Origin of the sequence: Polaromonas aquatica (genome assembly GCF_050626995.1) — a bacterium.
GTDB lineage: Bacteria > Pseudomonadota > Gammaproteobacteria > Burkholderiales > Burkholderiaceae_C > Polaromonas > Polaromonas aquatica_A.
In genome coordinates, this window is record NZ_CP192467.1 from 3575851 (window position 1) to 3598108 (window position 22258).

General features: G+C 61.0%; 19 protein-coding genes. 13 read left to right on the plus strand and 6 right to left on the minus strand.

Features of this window, described 5'->3' with window-relative positions; genetic code table 11:
• Positions 1–108 precede the first annotated feature (108 nt).
• Complete coding sequence (locus ACQ4MS_RS17180) at positions 109–594, plus strand: DUF1566 domain-containing protein (RefSeq protein WP_431095839.1); 486 nt, start codon at positions 109–111, stop codon at positions 592–594.
• A gap of 29 nt (positions 595–623) precedes the next feature.
• Here ACQ4MS_RS17180 and ACQ4MS_RS17185 read toward each other — a convergent pair whose 3' ends face one another.
• A complete protein-coding gene (locus tag ACQ4MS_RS17185) occupies positions 624–1658 on the minus strand; it encodes an NADP-dependent oxidoreductase (RefSeq protein WP_431095840.1) in 1035 nt (344 codons plus the stop codon).
• A gap of 270 nt (positions 1659–1928) precedes the next feature.
• Between ACQ4MS_RS17185 and maiA the strand changes: the two genes are divergently transcribed.
• The 6 genes from maiA to ybaL all read left to right on the plus strand — a co-directional run bounded on the left by maiA (position 1929) and on the right by ybaL (position 9576).
• Entirely contained in the window at positions 1929–2567 is a 639-nt protein-coding gene (maiA, locus tag ACQ4MS_RS17190; RefSeq protein ID WP_431095841.1) for a maleylacetoacetate isomerase, read from the plus strand.
• 13 nt (positions 2568–2580) lie between these two features.
• Positions 2581–3390, plus strand: coding sequence for a peptidoglycan editing factor PgeF (pgeF, locus tag ACQ4MS_RS17195; protein ID WP_431095842.1), 810 nt, complete (start codon positions 2581–2583; stop codon positions 3388–3390).
• A 356-nt stretch (positions 3391–3746) separates the two neighbouring features.
• Complete coding sequence (locus tag ACQ4MS_RS17200) at positions 3747–5510, plus strand: PHA/PHB synthase family protein (RefSeq protein WP_431095843.1); 1764 nt, start codon at positions 3747–3749, stop codon at positions 5508–5510.
• 90 nt (positions 5511–5600) lie between these two features.
• Complete coding sequence (locus ACQ4MS_RS17205; RefSeq protein WP_431095844.1) at positions 5601–6779, plus strand: acetyl-CoA C-acetyltransferase; 1179 nt, start codon at positions 5601–5603, stop codon at positions 6777–6779.
• A gap of 146 nt (positions 6780–6925) precedes the next feature.
• The gene (gene phbB / locus ACQ4MS_RS17210) at positions 6926–7663 is read left to right on the plus strand and encodes an acetoacetyl-CoA reductase (RefSeq protein WP_431095845.1); all 738 of its coding nucleotides are present in this window, start codon (positions 6926–6928) and stop codon (positions 7661–7663) included.
• Positions 7664–7872: 209 nt separating this feature from the next.
• Complete coding sequence (ybaL, locus tag ACQ4MS_RS17215; RefSeq protein ID WP_431095846.1) at positions 7873–9576, plus strand: YbaL family putative K(+) efflux transporter; 1704 nt, start codon at positions 7873–7875, stop codon at positions 9574–9576.
• Here ybaL and ACQ4MS_RS17220 read toward each other — a convergent pair.
• The 5 genes from ACQ4MS_RS17220 to ACQ4MS_RS17240 form a co-directional block, all read right to left on the minus strand.
• Positions 9573–10202 carry a 2-hydroxychromene-2-carboxylate isomerase gene (locus ACQ4MS_RS17220; RefSeq protein WP_431095847.1) on the minus strand — a complete coding sequence of 210 codons (630 nt, stop codon included), beginning with the start codon at positions 10200–10202 and terminating at the stop codon, positions 9573–9575. The genes ybaL and ACQ4MS_RS17220 overlap by 4 nt on opposite strands.
• 20 nt (positions 10203–10222) lie before the next feature.
• A complete protein-coding gene (locus ACQ4MS_RS17225; protein WP_431095848.1) occupies positions 10223–10942 on the minus strand; it encodes a glutathione binding-like protein in 720 nt (239 codons plus the stop codon).
• A gap of 50 nt (positions 10943–10992) precedes the next feature.
• On the minus strand, positions 10993–11526 hold the full coding sequence (locus tag ACQ4MS_RS17230; RefSeq protein WP_431095849.1) for a cupin domain-containing protein: 534 nt from the start codon (positions 11524–11526) through the stop codon (positions 10993–10995).
• A 75-nt stretch (positions 11527–11601) separates the two neighbouring features.
• Entirely contained in the window at positions 11602–11997 is a 396-nt protein-coding gene (locus tag ACQ4MS_RS17235) for an RNA-binding protein (protein WP_431095850.1), read from the minus strand.
• 338 nt (positions 11998–12335) lie between these two features.
• Entirely contained in the window at positions 12336–14156 is a 1821-nt protein-coding gene (locus tag ACQ4MS_RS17240) for a M14 family zinc carboxypeptidase (RefSeq protein WP_431095851.1), read from the minus strand.
• A 261-nt stretch (positions 14157–14417) separates the two neighbouring features.
• Between ACQ4MS_RS17240 and ACQ4MS_RS17245 the strand changes: the two genes are divergently transcribed.
• From ACQ4MS_RS17245 to ACQ4MS_RS17270, 6 genes are all read left to right on the plus strand, one after another.
• Positions 14418–14903 carry a hemerythrin domain-containing protein gene (locus tag ACQ4MS_RS17245; protein ID WP_431095852.1) on the plus strand — a complete coding sequence of 162 codons (486 nt, stop codon included), beginning with the start codon at positions 14418–14420 and terminating at the stop codon, positions 14901–14903.
• Positions 14904–14975: 72 nt separating this feature from the next.
• Entirely contained in the window at positions 14976–16034 is a 1059-nt protein-coding gene (gene dusA / locus ACQ4MS_RS17250) for a tRNA dihydrouridine(20/20a) synthase DusA (RefSeq protein WP_431095853.1), read from the plus strand.
• Complete coding sequence (locus ACQ4MS_RS17255) at positions 16027–16974, plus strand: DMT family transporter (protein ID WP_431095854.1); 948 nt, start codon at positions 16027–16029, stop codon at positions 16972–16974. The genes dusA and ACQ4MS_RS17255 overlap by 8 nt, the downstream gene beginning before the upstream one ends.
• A gap of 463 nt (positions 16975–17437) precedes the next feature.
• Positions 17438–19360, plus strand: a complete 1923-nt coding sequence (locus tag ACQ4MS_RS17260) for a PrkA family serine protein kinase (protein WP_431095855.1) — start codon at positions 17438–17440, stop codon at positions 19358–19360.
• A 47-nt stretch (positions 19361–19407) separates the two neighbouring features.
• Entirely contained in the window at positions 19408–20682 is a 1275-nt protein-coding gene (locus tag ACQ4MS_RS17265; RefSeq protein WP_431099610.1) for a YeaH/YhbH family protein, read from the plus strand.
• The gene (locus tag ACQ4MS_RS17270) at positions 20679–22238 is read left to right on the plus strand and encodes a SpoVR family protein (protein ID WP_431095856.1); all 1560 of its coding nucleotides are present in this window, start codon (positions 20679–20681) and stop codon (positions 22236–22238) included. The genes ACQ4MS_RS17265 and ACQ4MS_RS17270 overlap by 4 nt, the downstream gene beginning before the upstream one ends.
• Positions 22239–22258 lie beyond the last annotated feature (20 nt).

A 22258-nucleotide genomic window follows, 5' to 3' on the forward strand; every position in this document is an offset into this window, starting at 1 on the left:
AGGTACAAGCCACTAGATAGCTTCCCTATGGTTGCCGCGGCATAACTTCCCTAGCATTGGTAACAAGTCGTAAGGCTACAAGGGCCGCTCCGGCCATGGAGGATGTCTATGCACCGCGTTCCTGTTCGCTCCCTGGGATTTGCCCTGCTGCTGTCGCTGGCCGGCTCCGGCTTTGCGCAGGAGCGCTTCACGCCTTCCGCCGACGGTCAGGAGGTCACCGACAGCCGCACTGGCCTGATCTGGAAGCGCTGCGCCGAGGGCATGACCTGGAAGGGTAAAACCTGCACCGGGCAGGTGACATTTTTCAACCACCCAGATGCAGCGACACGTGCCAAGGCGGCATCCGCACCGAGTACCGAATGGCGCTTGCCCATTCTGAAAGAACTCTCCAGCATCGTGTCCGCACGGGAAGCCGAGGAGGGCAAAGCAGCGATTGATCCCAATGCCTTTCCCGCCACGCCGGTGGCCCGCTTCTGGACGTCGAGCAGCACCGGACCAGGCTACTTCACCTTTGTGGGTTTCAGCGATGGCAGCGCCGGCGAAGCCCCGCGCGCCACGTCGGCTGCTGTGCGCCTGGTGCGCGGCGGGAAGTAAGGCTCCGTCAACGGAGCCCGGCGGAGGGCTCAGTCCGCCGCGACCTGCAGCACCAGCTTGCCGAAGTTCTCGCCGTTGAAGAGCTTGAGCAGCGTCTCGGGGAAAGTGTCCAGGCCGACGACGATGTCTTCCTTGCTTTTCATGGTGCCGGCCTTGAGGTAGCCCGCCATTTCGGCCACCCCCACGTGGTAGCGGTCGGCGTAGTCGAACACCACGATGCCTTCCATGCGGGCGCGGTTTACCAGCAGCGACAGGTAATTGGCCGGGCCTTTGACGGGCGTGGTGTTGTTGTACTGGCTGATGGCGCCGCAGATGACGATGCGGGCGCCGCGCGCCAGGCGCGCCAGCACCATGTCCAGGATCTCGCCGCCCACATTGTCGAAATAGATGTCGATACCTTTGGGACAGTGTTCCTTCAAGCCCGCGCGCACGTCGCCGTTTTTGTAGTCGATGCAGGCGTCAAAGCCCAGCTCGCTCACCACCCAGTCGCACTTGGCCTTGCCACCGGCAATGCCGACCACGCGGCAGCCTTTGAGCTTGGCGATCTGGCCGACCGTCTGGCCGACCGCGCCCGCTGCGCCTGAGACGACCACGGTTTCGCCCGCCTTGGGCAGGCCCACTTCCAGCAGGCCAAAGTAGCCCGTCATGCCGGGCAGGCCCAGCACGTTGAGCCAGGAGGTCAGGCCCAGGCGCGGGTCAATCTTGAACATGCCGCTGCGCTTGATCTGGTCTGCCGGAATCAGGCAGTACTCCTGCACATCGAGCGCGGCGTTCACATAGTCACCGACGGCAAAGGCCGGGTTTTGTGACGAAATCACTTTGCCCACGCCGCCAGCGCGCATCACGGCACCGATCTCGACTGGCGGGATGTAGCTCTTGGCGTCGTTCATCCAGCCGCGCATGGCCGGGTCGAGCGACAGGTACAGGGTTTTGACGAGCACGCCGCCCGGGCCGGGTTCGGCAACAGGCTCGGTGGTGAAGCGCCAGTTGTCACGTGTGGGCAAGCCGACGGGGCGGCTGGCCAGGCGAATCTGGTGATTGGACAAAGTGGCGATGGCGCTCATGGTGGTCTCCGCTGGATCTGTTGAAAGGGTGGCCGGGCCATGGTAGCGGCGGGGCGCCCCTGCGTCAGTCGCGCAGGCGATTGCGCTGCCAGGGTGGTCGCTTAGCCAGCTCAGCTTGAAGCCATACGAAGTGCGCGACGGCGGGTATGTATTTAACCCAGCCGAGGCCGCGGAACCGGCTTTGCCGGGCCGCAGGCGCAGCGCCCCCCTCGGGGGGCAGGAAGCGACACGAAGTGCGCGACCGTGGGGGCCATCGTTTATGCTTTAGAGATGAAACTCCACAACTACTTCCGCTCTTCATCATCGTTTCGGGTTCGCATTGCGATGGAGCTCAAGGGCCTGAAGTACGACTACATCCCCGTGCACATTGCCAAAGGCGAGCACAAGCAGCCGACCTATGCCGCCCTGGCCGCCGACACGCTGGTGCCCCTGCTGGAAGTCGACGGAGAAAAGCTGTCGCAGTCCATGGCCATCATCGAATACCTGGACGAAAAGCACCCCACTCCAGCCCTGCTGCCCGCTGACGCGCTGGGCCGCGCCAAGGTCCGCGCGCTGGCCCAGTCCATTGCCTGCGAAATTCACCCCGTCAACAACCTGCGTGTCCTGAAATACCTGGTCAAGGAGCTCAAGCTCGACGAAGCTGCAAAGAACGCCTGGTACGTCCACTGGTGCCGTGAGGGCTTGGAAGCCTTTGAACGCCAGCTGGCCCAGTTGCCTGCGTCGACTTACTGCTATGGCGACACACCGACACTGGCCGACTGTTGCCTGGTGCCGCAAATCTTTAATGCCAAACGTTTTAACGTCAGCTTTGACGGGCTGCCGCGCACCATGGCCGTCTTTGACGCCTGCATGAAGCTGCCGGCGTTTCAAAAAGCGCAACCGTCGGCCTGCCCCGATAACGAAGCCTGAGCTGGGATTGCTTGTGCATGCCGATTGGCTGATTCCCGACTGGCCGGCACCTGCCGGCGTGCGGGCGGTGTTCACCACACGTGCCGGGGGTGTGTCGCCCGTTCCCTACGACAGCCTGAACCTGGGTGACCACGTCGGTGACCAGCCAGCCAATGTTGCAGCCAACCGTGATGTACTGCGGCGGGCAACGGGCAGCCACCCGGTGTTCCTTCAGCAGGTGCATGGCAGTGAGGTGCGGGTGCTGGACACCGCTACTCCTGATGGCCAGAAAGCCGATGCCTGCGTGACGGATCAGGCCGGGCTTGCCTGCACCATCATGGTGGCCGATTGCCTGCCAGTGCTGCTGGCGAGTGAAGACGGCGCCGTGGTGGCCGCAGCGCATGCGGGCTGGCGCGGGCTGGCAGGAAGCCCGGCAGGCCCGTACGGTGTGCTGGAGGCAGTTTATGAGTCATTTCGTGCTCTAGCCCAACAGAAACGGGCGCAAGCAGCTATCAAAACAATAGCATGGCTCGGTCCGTGCATCGGGCCCTCGGCGTTCGAAGTCGGCGCTGAAGTCAAAGCCGCGTTCGAAGCCGCCCAGCCTGACGCCGGCCGCTGCTTTGCGCCGTGCGGCAGCGGTAAATACCTGGCCGACCTGCCGGCTCTGGCGCGATTGCGCCTCAAGGCGATGGGGATTGCGCAGGTGTACGGCAATGACGGCGGCGATGCGTGGTGCACCGTGCGCAATCCGTCAAGGTTCTTTTCCCACCGGCGGGATGCCGGCGTCGCCGGCAATGGGTTCGGGACCACAGGGCGAATGGCCGCCTGTGTCTGGCGCGTGTGACGGCGATGTTGGGTCTGAGGCTGCATCCACGCCTGCAGTTTGCTGCAGGCGCTCTGCTGCAGCGCGTTGCTTGATCGCCTTGCTGCGGGCAGGTGCGCCCATCAGGTAAACCACCAATGCCACAGGACCCAGTCCGTAGAGTACAAAGGTAACCAGTGCCCCCAGAAGGGTGCCGTTGCTGTTGGTGGCTTCGGCAACACTCATCATGAGCACGACGTAAATCCAGGCAATGACAATCAAATACATAAATACGTAGAACTCCGCGGCCCTGGTGAGCAATTTGTAATGCAAATCCTACGATACTGTTGGTGTGCTCAAAAGAGTCACCAGGACTCAACATGGATCGGGGAGACAAGATGAATTTTGACGCAAAGCAGGCCGAGGCGGCCCGGCAGATGCAGGAAAACTTTGCGGCAGGCCTGCAGCAGGCCATGAGTGTCATGGCAAACGCCGGATCAGGCGCCGGCTTCAATACGGCAAACAGCGGCTTTGCGCCAATGGGGGCATTCAGCCCAGGCCAAACCCCTCCTGCACTCCAGTTCGATCCGGCGAAGCTCCAGGAATTGCAGCAGCGCTATATTGCGGACGCCTCGGCGTTGTGGAATCAGGGCCTGCAGGACGGCGCTGATACGCTGGTGTCTTCCGACCGGAGGTTTTCCAGCGCGGCCTGGAAGACCAATCCCGTTTCGAAATTTTCAGCTTCCGCTTACCTGCTGAACGCCCGCACCCTCATGGCCCTGGCCGACGCCGTCGAAGGCGACGCAAAGACCCGGGCACGTGTGCGCTTCGCGGTCGAGCAATGGATGGCGGCCACAGCGCCCAGCAATTTCCTGGCGCTCAATGCCGAAGCCCAGCAAAAAGCCATTGAAAGCCAGGGTGAAAGCATTGCCCAGGGTCTGACCAACCTGCTGCACGACCTGAAGCAGGGCCATGTCTCCATGACTGACGAACGCGTGTTCGAGGTTGGCAAAAACGTGGCCACCACCGAAGGTGCGGTGGTGTTTGAAAATGAATTCTTCCAGCTGCTGGAGTACAAGCCCCTGACGGCAAAGGTATACGAAAAACCTTTCCTGCTGATTCCGCCATGCATCAATAAGTTCTACATTCTTGACCTGCAACCTGAAAACTCGCTGATCCGTTATGCCGTCAGCCAGGGCCACCGCACCTTCGTGGTGAGCTGGCGCAATCCGGATGAGTCGATGGCGCAGAAAACCTGGGATGATTACATCGAACACGCCGCCATCAAGGCCATCGACGTGGTGCAGGAGATCACCGGCGCGAAGACACTCAATGCACTGGGATTTTGCGTAGGCGGGACCATTCTCGGTACAGCGCTCTCGGTACTGGCCGCGCGAGGCAAAAAGCCGGTCGCCAGCGCGACGCTGCTGACCTCGTTTCTTGACTTCACCGACACCGGCATCCTTGATATCTTCATCGACGAGACATCGGTCAAATACCGCGAGGCGGAGATGGGGCAGGGCGGTTTGCTCAAGGGCCAGGACCTGGCTTCCACTTTCAGTTTCCTGCGGCCCAATGACCTGGTCTGGAACTACGTGGTGGGCAATTACCTGAAAGGCGAAACACCGCCGCCTTTTGACCTGCTCTACTGGAACAGCGACTCCACCAACCTGCCGGGCCCGTTTTACGCCTGGTATCTGCGCAATACCTATTTCGAGAACAACCTCGTCAAGCCGGGCAAAACGATGGTGTGCGGCCAGAAGGTGGACTTGCGCAAGGTCGATATCCCTGTGTACATCTACGGTTCGCGCGAAGACCACATCGTGCCTATCGGAGGCGCCTACGCCTCGACCCAGCACCTGCCCGGAAAAAAACGTTTTGTCATGGGAGCTTCCGGCCACATCGCAGGCGTGATCAACCCGCCTGCCAAGAAAAAGCGGAGCTATTGGACCCGCGAAAAACTGCCTCAAGGGAAATTTCCTGCGACGCAAGCCGAATGGCTCGAGGGCGCGACTGAGCACCCCGGCAGCTGGTGGACGGACTGGTCCGAATGGCTCAAGGAGCATGCTGGCAAGCAAATTGCTGCACCCAAAACCTACGGCAGCCGCAAGTACAAAGCCATTGAGGCTGCGCCGGGCCGCTATGTCAAGGCAAAGGCCTGATGCAGCACCGCGCCTCTCAGGCCGCATTCATCAAGACGTATTCGTAACGCATTCATAAACGCATCCTAAAACTTCAAAAAGGGACACATCATGGAAGACATCGTTATCGTTGCAGCCGGCCGCACCGGCGTGGGTAAATTCGGTGGCTCGCTCGCCAAAATTCCCGCAACCGAACTTGGCGCCGCTGTCATCAAAGGCGTGCTGGAACGCTCCGGCCTCAGTGCCGACCAGCTTGGTGAAGTCATCCTGGGCCAGGTCTTGACCGCTGGGGTCGGCCAGAACCCGGCACGCCAGGCGGTTATCAAGGCAGGTTTTCCCAATGGCATCCCGGGCCTGACCATCAACGCGGTCTGCGGCTCCGGCCTCAAGTCGGTGATGCTGGCCGCTCAGGCCGTGGCCACAGGCGACAGCGAAATCGTGATCGCCGGCGGCCAGGAAAACATGAGCGCCGCCCCGCACGTGCTCAATGGCTCGCGCGACGGCCAGCGAATGGGCGACTGGAAGATGATCGACTCCATGATCGTCGACGGCTTGTGGGACGTCTACAACCAGTACCACATGGGCATTACCGCCGAGAACGTGGCCAAGAAATACGAGATCAACCGAGAAGCACAGGACGCGCTGGCCCTTGCCAGTCAGACCAAGGCTGCGGCCGCGCAGGACGCCGGCAAATTCAAGGATGAAATCATCCCCATCACCATCCCGCAGAAAAAAGGTGAACCGGTGGTGTTTGCCGCGGATGAATTCATCAACCGCAAAACCAGCGCCGAAGGCCTGGCGGGCCTGCGCCCAGCCTTCGACAAAGCCGGTGGTGTGACGGCCGGCAATGCGTCGGGCCTGAATGACGGCGCTGCCGCCGTGATGGTGATGACGGCTAAAAAAGCCGCCGCATTGGGCCTCAAGCCATTGGCGCGCATCGCCAGCTACGCGACCACCGGCCTCGACCCGGCCTACATGGGCATGGGCCCGGTGCCCGCCTCGACGAAGGCCTTGCAGCGCGCGGGCTGGAAGGCCCAGGACCTGGACCTGCTTGAGATTAATGAAGCCTTCGCGGCCCAGGCCTGCGCGGTCAACAAGGAAATGGGCTGGGACACCAGCAAAGTCAACGTGAATGGCGGGGCCATCGCGATCGGCCACCCGATCGGTGCGTCCGGCTGCCGTATTCTGGTGACGCTGCTGCACGAAATGGCACGGCGTGACGCGAAAAAAGGCATTGCCAGCCTTTGCATCGGCGGTGGCATGGGGGTTGCCCTCACACTGGAACGCTGAATATGCGGTAAAAACAGGCTGGGGTTGGCGTAAATCGTGCGCAAGACGCTATTAATTTGATAGCTAATCACGGTGGACGGTTCGACGAAGAAGTCACCAGGTAACGTAAAGCAGTTTCCAATAATTCACAAAATCAGGAGAGCGAAATGGCAAAAAAAGTAGCGTATGTCACGGGCGGTATGGGCGGCATTGGAACCGCCATCTGCCAACGGCTGGACAAGGATGGGTTCACGGTGATCGCCGGTTGCGGCCCCACGCGCGACTTCACCAAATGGCTCGACGAGCAAAAAGCCCTGGGCCATACCTTTTATGCTTCGGTGGGGAACGTCGGCGACTGGGACTCCACCGTCGCCGCATTTGACAAGGTCAAAGCCGAGCATGGCCCTGTGGCCGTGCTGGTCAACAATGCCGGTATCACGCGCGACGGGCAGTTCCGCAAGATGAGCAAGGCCGACTGGGACGCCGTGATTTCCACCAACCTCAACAGCATGTTCAATGTGACCAAGCAGGTCATCGAGGGCATGATTGAAGCCGGGTTTGGCCGCATCATCAACATTTCGTCGGTCAACGGCCAGAAAGGCCAGTTCGGCCAGGTGAACTACTCCACTGCCAAGGCCGGCCTGCATGGCTTCACCATGGCACTGGCGCAAGAGGTTGCCTCCAAAGGTGTGACAGTCAACACGGTCAGCCCTGGCTATATCGGCACCGACATGGTCAAGGCCATACGTCCCGACGTGCTGGAGAAAATCGTGGCAGGTGTGCCAGCCAAACGGCTGGGCCAGCCAGAGGAAATCGCCTCCATCATTTCCTGGATCGCCTCTGACGAGGGCGGTTATGCCACGGGGGCCGACTTCTCACTCAATGGCGGCTTGCACATGGGCTGAGCGCGCCCGCGCACTGGTTCCGAAACCCGCTTAGGCGGGTTTTTTTGTGCCCGGCCCGGTGATACGAACACCCCGCAGTGGCTGAGGGTTTCGGCGGAGAAGCACGCACGCGACTGTAGTAAATTCACTGAACGTGTTCTACGGGACAGCGCATGCGGGGCTGCGTCGCACGCTTTCCTCAACCTGTTTTCAGAAGGAGTCCCTCTCGCATGCCCCATAGCGTCTCCCTGATCAGCACGATTGCAGCCGGCCTGGGTCTGGCACTGATCTTTGGTTTTCTTGCTGTGCGGCTTCGCTTGCCCGCCCTGGTGGGTTATTTGTTGGCGGGTGTAGTCATCGGGCCGTTCACACCCGGTTTTGTAGCGGATGCGGAGATCGCGAGCCAGCTTGCTGAAATCGGTGTGATGCTGCTCATGTTCGGCGTCGGGCTTCATTTCTCACTGGACGATCTCCTGGCAGTCCGCAAGATCGCAGTGCCTGGAGCCATCGTGCAGATGACGGTCGCCACCGCGCTCGGCATGGGCCTCGCGCACTGGTGGGGCTGGAACCCCGGCGGGGCGTTGGTGTTCGGCCTGTCGCTGTCGGTAGCCAGTACCGTGGTGCTGCTTCGGGCCCTCGAAAGCCGCGGCATCCTCGACTCGGTCAATGGGCGGATCGCTGTGGGTTGGCTGGTCGTGGAGGACCTGGCCATGGTGCTGGTGCTCGTTCTGCTGCCACCGCTGGGTGGCTGGCTATCAGGCAAGGCCGATGCTGACGTCAACGAGCTATGGAAGACCCTGGGCATCACGCTGCTGCAGGTGGGCGGCTTCGTCGCGCTGATGCTGGTAGTGGGGCGGCGATTTTTCCCCTGGGTGCTGTGGCAGGTGCAACGCACCGGTTCGCGCGAGCTGTTCACGCTGTGCGTGGTGGCCGCCGCTGTGAGCATCGCTTTCGGCGCTACGGCGCTGTTTGGTGTGTCTTTCGCGCTGGGCGCCTTCTTCGCCGGCATGGTGATGCGGGAGTCGGAATTCAGCCATCGCGCTGCAGAAGAGTCGCTACCCCTGCGCGACGCTTTCGCCGTCCTGTTCTTTGTGTCGATGGGCATGCTGTTCGATCCCTGGGTGCTGCTCGAGCGGCCGCTGCAGGTGCTGACGGTGGTGGGCATCATCATCGTGGGCAAGACCCTGGCCGCCGGTTTGCTGGTGATGGCTTTTCGCTACCCGCTCAACACCGCGCTCACGGTCTCGGCCAGCCTGGCGCAGATCGGTGAGTTCTCCTTCATCCTGGTCGGCCTGGGCGCCTCGCTGGGCCTGCTACCCCCCGAGGGACAAAGCCTGGTGTTGGCTGGTGCCCTGATTTCCATCGCACTCAACCAGCTGGTGTTCAAGGCGGTGGAGCCGGCGCATCAGTGGATACTGGCAAAGTCGCCGCTGGCGCGCAAACTCGAAGCGCGCGGCGATCCGACGGCCGAGCTGCCAGCCACCACCGATGCGAAGTACCTGTCGAATCATGTGGTCCTCGTGGGCTACGGCCGGGTCGGGCGGCGGATCGCCGAGGCTCTGAGAGTCCATCACATTCCTTTCGTAGTGGCCGAGCAGAACCGGGAAGCTGTAGAGCGCTTACGCGACCAGGGGATGGCGGCTGTTTCCGGCGATGCCGTCGAGCCCGAGGTACTGATCCAGGCGCATATTGCGCAAGCGCGCATGCTGGTGATCGCTACGCCCGATACGCTGGATGTCCGGCAGATGGTCACCACGGCGCGTGCCCTCAACGCTGCTATTGAAATCGTGGTGCGTACCCATAACGAGGCCGAAGCGCGGTTGCTCGACAGCGAGAAAGCCGGAAAGGTTTTCCTGGGCGAGCAGGAACTGGCGCAGTCGATGACGCGGCATGTTCTGGAGCGGGCGGCGGCTGCCTCAACCGCTACGCATTAGGTTTTGCCTGCTTTGGCTTTGGCCCGCAGCACGGCTGAGCGCACCAGCGCCAGTCTGTCGTTGCCGAAATACATGTCGTCGCCCACGAAGAACGTGGGCGAACCAAAAGCACCGCGCCGGATAGCCTCGTCGGTGTTGACCTTGAGCTGCTCCTTGATATCCGGCTGCGCAATGCCTGCCAGAAATGCGTCCGCATCAATACCCACTTGCCGGCAGATGGCGGCCAGCACTTCCTCCTGCGAGATGTCTTCTTCGCGGGTGAAGTAGGCCGCGAAGGTCGCCTCGATGAAATCAAGGTAGTGCGGCTGGGCCGCGGCATCCTGCGCGATCCAGAGGCAGCCGCGCATGGCCTTGACACTGTTGACCGGAAACACCTTGGGCGGAAATACGATCTTCAACCCCGCCTCGCGCGCGTTGTCCTGTACATCCTTGAGCGTGTAACGGTTCTTCGGTGAGTTCATGTCCTCCCGCGCGGCGTAAATGCCTTTGTTGACGCTGTTGAAAATGCCGCCCACAAGCACGGGGCGCCAGTTAATCGTTTCCTGGAGTTCGGTTGCCAGCAGCTGAATATTGCGAAAGGCGATGTAGGTCCAAGGGCTGGAGCAGTCGAAGAAAAATTCAATCATGGTCTGTCTCTTTGTTGGGATCAGGAAACTTTGTGCGCGCCCTCGCGCACGCTTTGGGCGGTCTGCCCGAACAAGGCTTTGCGCGCCTCCTCTGTCAGTGCCGGTGCGCGCAGCTCCTTGCCCAGGTCCAGGCCGCGCCTGACGGCGGGCCTTTCAAACAGGGCGTCGTACCAGCGCTGTACATGGGGAAATTTTTGCAGGTCCACCTGCTGGGCCTTGTGCGTGCGCACCCAGGGGAAGATGGCCATGTCGGCAATGGAGTAGCCGGCACCGGCCACATGCGCGCCGGTGCGTACCAGCTGCGCGTCAAGCACGCCGTATAGCCGGTCCACCTCTTTGCCGTAGCGGTCTATGGCGTAGGGAATCTTGTCGGGCGCGTACAAAAGGAAGTGGCCGTTCTGTCCCGCCATGGGGCCCAGCCCGCCCATCTGCCACATCAGCCACTGCAGGGCCTGGTAACGCTCGCGTAATCCGGCAGGCAGGAAGCGGCCGGCTTTTTCGGCCAGGTAGAGAAGGATGGCGCCGCTTTCAAACACCGGCACCGGTGCACCGCCGCCGGCGGGCGCATGGTCGACGATGGCCGGCATGCGGTTGTTGGGGCTGATGGCCAGGAACTCGGGCGTGAACTGTTCGCCCTTGCCGATGTTGACGGGAAGCAGGCGGTAGGGCAGGCCGCATTCCTCAAGCATGATGGAAATCTTCCATCCATTGGGTGTTGGCCAGTAGTGCAGGTCAATCATCGGCGATCCTCGGGGGGGGGCCTGAAAGTGTTTGAAGGTGCGGCGGCGATTCAGGCCAGGGACGCCAGCGTTGGATGTTCACGGGCGATCTGCCGGGCTTCGCTGCCCCTTGGCTGCATCATCTGGAAGTCTGAAAAATCAAAACCCGGCCCCACCATGCACGCCAGGAGCGCGTACCCTGCAATGCCACCTTGTGGTTTGGCTGCTTGCCAGAGACCGGCCGAAACCACATGCTGGGGTTCAGTCGCCGCGCTGACCGGCCCCAGTGTGATGCTGCGCAGGTCACTGCTGGCCGCGTCCCAGGTCCAGAGATCGAGTGACTCACCCTCCAGATGGACCCATACCTCATCAGAAAGAACACGGTGCCACCGCGAATGCTGTGTGGCTTCAAGCAAGAAATAGATTGAGGTCAAGGCGCTGCGGGCCGGCCGGCCGTCCCGCGGCATTACCTCCGCCGTGGAGCGAAAAACTTCGCGATACCAACCGCCTTCGGGATGGGGCTGAAGTTGCAACTGTTCAATCAGCTGCCGGGTGCGGGGAACGGATGAGAGCTGACCTGAAAGGCCGGAGGGAGATATGGGCATGAGGCGCAGTGTGCCTCAAACCTGCAGCGGCCTTCAACCCGTCCTGGTGACCCACAGACCCTTGCGGGACAGCCGCTATTCCAGGTCTTCAATTGCCAGGCTGTGATACTTTTGCGCATAGGAGAAGGGAACCTTGCGCACAATCTGCATGGTGCGCTCGGTGGCCTCCCTGGAGGGCGCGGGAATCATCAATGCATGGTGCCCTTCACGGGCAAGATCCACGTATTTGTGTACGGTGGCGCCTTCCGTTCCGACACGGGGCAGGTTGACCTCCGAGTGGCCATCCACCTTGCCAATTTCCTCGAGGATCTCCTCTGGTGTCAGCAGCATGATGCCGTCGCTGCCCGCTTCCAGTTCATGCGCTACCTGCTTGGCGTCTTCCGCATCCGGAAACATGATGAAAGCGTAGCCGGTGGGGTAAAACACACCGCCCATACTGAGCATTTTTTTGGTCAGTTCAAAGTGTTTCATGGCGAGTCCTTTCATGCATTGCGTTGCATCAACGAATCATTAAGGCGCGGAAACCGGCTTTTTCCGGTCAGCCATGACATCCTCTTCCTGTCAGACGTGAACGTCAATCCCCCCGTCCAGGCTCACTGCGTGTAGCCTGTTCCCCCTCAGGGGGCGGCGCCTGGGGCTGGCAAAGCCGGACCCGTGGCCCCCGCTGGCAAGACACTCTATCGCCGATCGCGATCAAAGAACTCTTCAACTCAGCATGAGCCGCGGGACTGGCTTGGCCAGACCGCAGGCGGGCGGCCCCCTCGGGGGCAGGGAACTACACGCAGTGAGCGACCGTGGGGGCCTATTTCCTAGTTCAGCTCTTCCAGCTTCACCGTTGGCTCAGCCATCACGCGCACCGTACTTTGCAGGCCTCGTACGAGCTGGTTGGCGAAGTAGCTGCTTTGTGTGTCGGGCTCCAGCGCTGCAATGGCCAGGTTGGCCATGGGCTGATTGAGCGGTACGTAGTAGCTGCCGCGCGGTACGTCCACCACGCCGCGTGTCAGGCTGACCTGCACCTTGATGATCGCGTTGGCGTCTGCAATGGCACCGCGTACATCCTGGCGTTCACCCGACGTTCTGGAAACTTCGCGATAACTGTCGCCGAGCATGGAGCCCTGCTCGGCCACACGCAGTACCTTCACGCCATGCAGCCGGAGCCTGTCGATGGCTACGGTGGATGCGGCGGACAGCCAGTACCCACAAGGGCGCGCACGCGTTTTGAGACTGCGCAGCGCGAGAGCGGAGTCCCAGTCGATGGGCACGGTTTTGTCGGCGCCCGTCACCGGGTCCAGCATGAGCAGGTCATATTGCGCGGCGGTGGGCGCGGCTTCCACAATGGCTTCCTCATTGCAGGCTTTGGCGCTTACTTCTTTGTCTAAATAGGGGCGTAGCTGCTGAAGCTCACTGGCGCGCTGGGCGGTGCTCCCCAGGACGCTGGTGATGGCTGTCACATGGGTGTGTACGCGTCGCTGGATATGCAGGCGGCCAATGCCAACCCCCCGTGTTTCGATCAGCAGGCTGATGGCATTTTTCAAACCGTTCACGTTGCGGCCGGTATCGGGCTGCGTGCCGCCCATGGATATTTTTTTGTCGGCCAGATCGCTGGAGGTGGTGTAGTACCACTCGGCGCTGAAGTTCTGGCCCTTGAGTGCCGCCATCAACGGTCGGCGATACCACTCTTCAGCGGCTTTGGTCAGGAACTCGGGCAGGTTGGCGGTGGTGGCGTACTGGAATAGCGCGTCGAATTTCTGCACTGTGCCGAACTTCTGCAGGTAGCGGCCCACCACGGTGTATTCATGGGCATCGACCACTACGGTTGGGTTGTAGTCGCGTGTCAGGCGGGCCAACGCCTGGGCCTCCGGCGTGTTGAGCAGCAGGTGGTCGCGGTTCATGTCCAGCCCGCCGGTAGTAGCGCGCTGGTCGATGGCGGTGCCGTCGGGGTTGCCGCGTGGAACGATCACCACATTGATACGTTCCAGCACGGGTTGCAGCAGGCCCTGGGCAAGTTCCCTGGCAACAACCAGCAGCGCTTCACTTCCGGCAGGTTCGTCGCCATGCTGCTGGCCTATCAACAACACGGTAGGTTTGCCCGCCGACTGCAGCACCGCAGGATCCGTGCCGGCAGCGCGGGTCAGGATCAGTGCTTCAAGCGTTTCGCCGCGCTGCGACCGGCCTATAGGCAGTACTGCTGCCTTGATGCCAGGAGTGCGCGAAGCGGCGGCAACCTGCTCGCGCAGCCAGGCCTGGATTTCTGCCTGACTCGTAAAAGTAGTCCGGCCGGCCTGAAGGCCCGGTGTGTTGTAGACCACCGAAGGCGCGGGAAAGCGGGCGGCGACGGCAGCGCTATAGGGGGCAGATGGTTCGGCCTGGATTGTGGACGCAGCAGGGGGCGCAGCCGGACTCACGGGAGAGGCTTGTACGGCAACCGGCGGCGCTACTGGCGAGGACGGGCGCTGCACGGTGGGGGCGGAAGCGGCCGGCTGTGCCGCCGTTGGCGTCCACGGCGGCAGTGGAACGGAGCTGCAGGCAGCCAGCATGACCACCGGTGCCAGTATGGTGAGCTGGCGCAGGCAGCAAAAACGCGAGGCGGGGAGCGGTGTCGTCGGGGTTCGCGGCGGGGTGGTCGTCATGGGTTTTTGCGCCTCAAGCATGGCCGGGGTTATGGCTATGGAAATGGACTGCCCATGTTACCCGCCCTGCGGGCTGGCGGTGCACCGGTTTGTCCCAGCGTCACAGAGCGCGGCCACTTCATGTTTTCCTACATGACCCCTCCAGCGCGTCCCACACCGGGCCTGCCGGGCTCAGCCTAAATTGCTTCCAGCGGCTGGCCTTTAAGCCGCGTTCATTTGCACTGCCATACATAACCCGACGACAACCCCAAGAGGAGCCCCATGAGCAAAGCACCACCGAAAAAACATGATGCCGTCGACCTGCTCGACGCCGACCACATTGCCGTCAAAAAGCTTTTCACCGCCTACAAGAAACTGTGTGACGGCAATGCACCCGCGGAGGAAAAGCGGGAACTCGCCGACCGGATTTGCCAGGAACTGACGGTCCATACGCAGATTGAAGAAGAAATCTTCTACCCACAGGTCCGTGCTGCCATCAGCGACGACCCGTTGCTGGATGAGGCCGAGGTGGAGCACAGTACGGCCAAAGACCTCATCGCGCAAATTTCGGGCATGGACCCGGAGGACGACCTGTATGACGCCCGGGTGACTGTGTTGGGCGAATATATCGACCATCACGTCAAGGAAGAGCGCGAGGAGATGTTCCCCAAGGCCCGCAAGTCCGAGCTGGACCTGGTGGCCCTGGCCGACGAGCTCAGCCAGCGAAAGATGGAGTTGATGGAAGAGTTCAAGGCCGTCGAGGTCTAAGCAGCCGGGGGCGCCGGCATCGGTGGCAAGACCCTTTGTCACCGGTGGGCGCCCTTTCTGGGAAAATGGGGTATGCCTGCTCCGTTTTCCTCTGTAAGTTCCCTTGACGCTCCGGTGTCCAGCCATCCCTGGCGTCTGAGTGTCGCTCCCATGATGGATTGGACGGACAGGCACTGCCGCCATTTTCACCGGCTACTGTCGCGCCATGCGCTGCTTTATACCGAGATGGTGACCACGGGGGCGCTGATCCACGGTGACGTGGAGCGCCACTTGCGCTTCAATAGCGAAGAACACCCGGTGGCTTTGCAGCTGGGCGGTAGTGAGCCTGCAGACCTGGCGCGGTGCGCACAGTTGGGTGAGGGATGGGGTTACGACGAAATCAACCTCAATTGTGGTTGTCCGAGTGAGCGCGTGCAGCGCGGGGCTTTCGGCGCCTGCCTGATGGCCGAGCCGCAGCTGGTGGCCGACTGCGTCAAGGCTATGGTCGATGTGGTCGATGTACCGGTCACGGTGAAGCACCGGATCGGCATCGACAAGGCCGAAAGTTATGGGTTTGTGCGCGATTTCGTGGGTACGGTCAGCGAGGCGGGTTGCAAGGTCTTTATCGTGCATGCCCGCAATGCCTGGCTCAAGGGCCTTTCCCCCAAAGAAAATCGCGAAGTCCCGCCACTGCGCTATGAACTCGTGCATCGCCTCAAACAGGAGTTCCCTCAGTTGGTCATTTGTATCAATGGGGGACTCAACACGCCGGGGCAGGTGTCGCAGCAGCTGGCCGTGCTTGACGGCGTGATGATAGGCCGCGAGGCCTATCACAACCCCTGGTGGCTGGCTTCCTGGGACAACACCTTTTTCGGTACCACCGACTACCCGCTGACCCGTGAAGCCGTGGAGTCGCAGATGTGCGACTACATGGTGCGTGAGGCTGCTGAGCACGGTACACCCAAGAGCGCCATCGCGCGCCACATGCTGGGCCTGCGCAATGGTCTGCCAGGCGCGCGGCGCTGGCGGCAGGTCTGGAGCGACCACCGTCTGCGCGACATGCCGCCGCATGCCGTGATGGCGCTGGCGCATGAAATGCCGTCCTCATCGCCATCGGCGCTTGCCGAAGCCAGCGCGATGGCCGATGCCTGATACCGCGCAAAAACAGGCGCGCCGGGCGCTGGCATTGCTCTGGCTTGTGCCGGCGCTCTGGACGGTCAACTACATCGTGGCGCGCAAGGCACCGGAGGTGATCGGGCCCTACTTGCTGGCTTTCGGCCGCTGGGGTCTGGCCGCTCTGCTCCTGTTGGTACTGACCCGATCGGAGTTGTGGCGCGAGCGTGGCCACATCGTCAAAGTGTGGTGGCAATACGGGGTGCTGGGCATCCTCGGAATGGTGATTTGCGGCGCATGGGTCTACCAGGGCGCTCGCTCCACGGGCGCGATGAACATCGCGCTCATTTATGCGGCTTCACCGGTGCTGATAGGCCTGGGGGCGGTGATCTGGCTTGGCGAACGCCTGAGCCTGCGTCAGTGCCTCGGCGTGTTGCTGGCGATTGCCGGTGTGGTACATGTGGTGGTCAAAGGCCAGTGGACCGCACTTGCTGGCGTGGAGTTCTCGGCGGGAGATCTGTGGATCGTGGCTGCCACGGTGTCATGGGCGGCTTATGCCTTGTTGCAAAAGCAGTGGTCCAGCCCGCTCGGCGCCACGGCTCGGCTGGCGGCTATCTGCCTGGGCGGCAGCCTGGTGTTGCTTCCCCTGACTGTTTGGGAAATGTCGCGGCCCGACGCCTTACCGTTAAGCGGCTACGGGCTGTGGCTGATTGTGGTGGCCGCGATTGTGCCGGGGCTGGGTGCTTACTGGATTTATGGTTGGGCGCAAAAAGTCCTGGGCGCCAGCCGTGTGGCGGTGTCGCTTTACCTCGGTCCTCTTTATGCGGCGCTGGCTGCCTGGGGTGTGTTGGGTGAATCGTTGGGCTGGCACCACGCAGTGGGTGCCGCATTGATATTGCCGGGGGTATTTTTTGTAACGGGGGTCGGCAAGGGGCTGACTAAAAAAGATTCAAGGCCCATACTGACAAAAGGCGCTTGAAATTGCTGACACACTTTGGCGGTTTCAACTTGCGGCCTCGTTGCCGTTCGTGAAATGCGCGTGCATGAGCATTGCCTTTTGAACGCGGCCGGGCTTGTGGCTCGAATCGCAACGGGCAAATTGATTGCTCAACACATCAGCCTGCAGCCTAGTGATTCTCTGCGTATATAGCTATTGAAAACATAGCAAGTCCATCGAGACCAAGTGCTCGATGCGCACCGAAGCCGCATGGAACATGCGCACACACATCATCCGGATTCTTTAAAAAAATTGACTGTACGTATTCGCGCATTTGGAAAATAATGGAGACGATTGTGTAGTTGGAACTTTCCATTGAGGCTGTGGTCTATCACTCACTTGGTGTGAGACGTGTGAAACAGCAGTTCGATGCTTAGCGCGAAATCTGGAGTGGATTCCATCACGGGCCAGGGTCTCTCCGGTTCTCGCGCGCATAGGAGGATTTATGGATGTCGTCCGTAATTTTCTGACGCGTTATGAACAGACGCGAGAAGAGGAACTGTCCATTGAGGACTACCTCGATGCCTGCAAGCGCAGTCCTCTTGTCTACGCTACCGCGGCCGAGCGCATGCTCGCGGCGATCGGTGAACCCGAGCTGTTGGACACCCGCCATGATCAGCGCCTGTCGCGCCTGTTCGGCAACAAGGTCATCAAGATATACCCTGCATTCCGGGACTTCTACGGCCTGGAGGATCCCATCGAGCAGGTGGTGTCCTACTTCCGCCATGCAGCGCAAGGCCTGGAAGAGAAAAAGCAGATCCTCTATCTGCTGGGCCCGGTGGGCGGTGGCAAGTCATCGATCGCCGAGCGGCTCAAACAGCTGATGGAGCAAGTGCCTTTTTATGCCTTGAAGGGTTCACCGGTCAATGAGTCGCCGCTCAGCCTGTTCAACAATGCCGAGGATGCTCCGTTGCTTGAATCCCAGTACGGCATCGCGCCGCGCTACCTCCAGCGGGTGATGTCGCCGTGGGCGGTCAAGCGCCTCGAAGAGTACGGCGGCGACATTCGCCGTTTCCGCGTGGTCAAGCGCTTTCCTTCCATCCTGAAGCAGTGCGCGATCTCCAAAACCGAGCCCGGCGACGAGAACAACCAGGACATTTCCTCGCTGGTCGGCAAGATCGATATCCGCAAGCTGGAAACCTACGCCCAGGACGATCCGGACGCCTACAGCTATTCCGGCGGCCTGTGCCTGGCCAACCAGGGCCTGCTGGAATTTGTCGAGATGTTCAAGGCGCCGATCAAGGTGCTGCACCCCCTGCTGACCGCCACCCAGGAAGGCAACTTCAAGGGCACCGAAGGCTTTGGTGCGATTCCCTTCGACGGCATCGTGATGGCGCACTCCAACGAAAGCGAGTGGAAGGCGTTCAAGAACAACCGGAATAACGAGGCTTTCCTGGACCGGATCTACATCGTCAAGATTCCGTATTGCCTGCGCGTCTCGGAGGAAGTGAAGATTTATGAAAAGCTGATTCACAACTCGTCGCTGCATAACGCCATCTGCGCGCCCGGTACCTTGAAGATGATGGCGCAGTTCGCCGTGCTGACGCGCCTCAAGGAGCCCGAGAGTTCCAGCATCTTCAGCAAGCTGCAGGTGTATGACGGCGAAAACCTCAAGGACACCGACCCGAAAGCCAAGAGCTACCAGGAGTACCGCGACTACGCGGGTGTCGACGAGGGGATGAACGGGATCTCGACGCGCTTTGCCTTCAAGATCCTGTCCAAGGTGTTCAACTTCGACTCTACCGAAATCGCGGCCAACCCGGTGCACTTGATGTATGTGCTGGAGCAGCAGATAGAACGCGAGCAATTTCCCGCTGAAATCGAGCAGAAGTACCTAGCCTACATCAAGGAAATCCTGGCCATGCGTTATGCCGAATTCATCGGCAAGGAAATCCAGACCGCTTATCTGGAATCGTATTCGGAGTACGGACAGAACATTTTCGATCGCTACGTGACCTATGCCGACTTCTGGATCCAGGACCAGGAATACCGCGACACCGATACCGGGGAAATCTTCGACCGCTCGGCACTCAATGCGGAGCTCGAGAAAATCGAGAAACCGGCCGGCATCAGCAATCCGAAAGATTTCCGGAACGAGATCGTCAATTTTGTGTTGCGGGCACGCGCCAACAACGCGGGCAAGAACCCGGTCTGGACCAGCTACGAAAAGCTGCGCACCGTGATCGAGAAAAAAATGTTCTCGAACACCGAAGACCTGTTGCCGGTAATTTCGTTCAATGCCAAGGCCAGCGCGGACGAGCAGCAGAAGCACGAGGACTTCGTCAACCGCATGGTCGCCAAGGGCTACACCACACGGCAGGTCCGTTTGTTGTGCGACTGGTACCTGCGTGTACGCAAGAGTTCCTGAGGCTGGCGGCGCGCTGTGGCGGGCGCGTCATGTGTATGTGACCGGAGATCACCGTGCTCCAGCAAGTCATTGACAGGCGCTTGTCGGGAAAGAACAAATCCATCGGCAACCGCGAGCGTTTTTTGCGCCGCTTCCGCGAGCAGATACGTGATACCGTGCGCCGCGCCGTCGCCGGCCGCAGCATCCATGACATCGAGCAGGGCGAAGACGTTACCCTGCCGCGGCGCGACGTCTACGAGCCGGTGTTTGGGCACACCGGCGGCTCACGCGAGAGCGTTCACCCCGGAAACCGTGAATACGTGCGCGGCGACCGCATCGCGCGGCCCAAGGGCGGTAGTGGCGGTGGTTCGGGCGGCGAGGCCAGCCCCGACGGGGAGGGTAATGACGACTTTGTCTTTCGCATCACGCGCGAAGAGTTCATGCAGTACTTCTTCGACGACCTTGCGCTGCCCGACCTCATACGCACCCAGCTTTTGCCCGATGCGCCGGAATGGAAGTCGCGGCGCGCCGGTTTTATTTCAGACGGAACGCCGACCAACCTGCACGTGGTGCGTTCGCTGCGGGTCGCGCTCAGTCGGCGCATCGCCATAGGCGGGGAGACGCGGCGGCAATTGCATGCGCTGGAGGCGCAACTGGTACTTGCCCTGCGTAATGCGCCCGAGTTGCCCGACGAGATTCTTTCCCTGAAGACGGAGATCGACACGCTTCGCCGGCGCCTCAAGACGATTCCCTTCTTCGACCCCTTCGACCTGCGTTACCGCAACCGTGTCAGGGTGCCCCAGCCCACCTCCAAGGCGGTCATGTTTTGCTTGATGGACGTTTCGGGTTCCATGGATGAAACGCGCAAGGACATCGCCAAGCGGTTTTTTATCCTGCTGTACCTGTTTCTGCGCAAGCATTACGAGAAGACCGATGTCATCTTCATCCGCCACCACACCCAGGCCACCGAGGTATCCGAAGAGGAGTTTTTCCAGTCCACCGAGACCGGTGGCACCGTGGTGTCCAGCGCGCTGGCCTTGATGCACCAAATCATCCAGGAGCGTTACCCTCCCGGTGACTGGAACATTTATGGAGCGCAGGCTTCGGACGGCGACAACTGGCACCAGGATTCGTCCCGCTGCCGTGAGTTGCTGGTCAACAAGCTGCTGCCCGTGTCGCGCTATTTCGCTTATGTGCAGGTGGGTGAGGAAGACCAGAACCTCTGGGAAGAGTACACCCAGGTGCAGGAAGCGAACCGGAACTTCGCGATGCGCAAGGTGGGCAGTGCGGAAGAGATATTTCCTGTGTTCCGGGAGTTGTTCAAAAAAGGCGCCAAGCCATGACCAAGACCGCGAAAAAGCCTGCCGAAGTGGCGACGCCTGGCTTGTCCGACGCGGGGCGCCGGCGTGCCTGCCTGCCCTGTCCATCCGACTGGTCCTTCGAGTTGATCGAGCTTTATCACGGCGAGATTGCGCGGAAGGCAAAGTCCTTCGGCCTGGACACCTACCCGGTGCAACTCGAAGTCATTACCGCCGAGCAGATGATTGATGCCTATGCGTCGGTGGGAATGCCGGTGAACTACCGGCACTGGTCCTTCGGCAAGCAGTTCATTTCGACGGAAAAAAACTACCGGCGTGGCCAGATGGGGCTGGCTTACGAGGTCGTGATCAATTCCAACCCCTGCATCGCCTACCTCATGGAAGAAAACACCATGCCGATGCAGGCGCTGGTGATGGCGCATGCCTGCTACGGCCACAACTCCTTCTTCAAAGGCAACTACCTGTTCCAGATGTGGACCGATGCCGCCGCCATCGTCGACTACCTGGTCTACGCGCGGGCCTACATTGCCGAGTGCGAAGAGCGCCACGGCTGGGAGGCGGTCGAGCAGCTGCTGGACTCCTGCCACGCACTGATGAGCCACGGTGTGGACCGCTATCAGCGTTCGCAGAAGTTGTCGCTGGCGGAGGAAGAGGCCCGCCGCAAGGACCGCGAAGCTTATCTGCAGCAGCAGCTCAATGACCTGTGGCGCACGGTGCCCAAGCCGGCCGACAAGCCGGCCGAAAAAACCCATCGTCGTTTTCCGCCGGAGCCGCAGGAAAACATTCTGTATTTCATCGAGAAAAACGCGCCGCTGCTGGAGCCGTGGCAGCGCGAGGTGATCCGCATTGTGCGCAAGATCGGCCAGTATTTTTACCCGCAGCGCCAGACGCAGATCATGAACGAGGGCTGGGCCACCTTCTGGCATTACACGCTGCTCAATTCCCTGTATGACGAGGGCTTGCTGACCGACGGCTTCATGATCGAATGCCTGCGATCCCACACCAACGTTATTTACCAGCCGCCGGTAACTCATCCGGGCTACAACGGCGTCAACCCCTACGCGCTGGGTTTTGCCATGTTCAGCGACCTCAAGCGCATCTGCGAGTCTCCCACCGAGGAAGACCGGCAGTGGCTACCGGACGTGGCCGGCTCCAACTGGCTGGAGACGCTGGACTACGCGATGCGGCATTTCCGCGATGAGAGCTTCATCGGGCAATATCTTTCGCCGCGCCTGATCCGCGAATTCCGTCTCTTTTCAGTGGTGGATGACGCGACCAAGTCTGAGCTTGAGGTGGCGGCTATTCATGACGACGCCGGCTATCGGCACGTGCGCGAGGCGCTGTCTCGCCAGCATGACCTGAACTACCGCGAGCCCAACATACAGGTATGGGATGTGGACGTGCGCGGGAATCGGTCACTGACATTGCGCCACAGCCGCCACAACGATCGGACGCTCACGGACGATGTCCAGGAGGTGATCAGGCACATCGCGCGCCTGTGGGGTTTTGGTGTCCAGCTTGAAAGTGTGGACAAGCACGGCAAGGTGGTGCAGCACTGGGAAGCGCTGCCGCCGGCCTGATGCCCTCAGTCTGTGAGCGG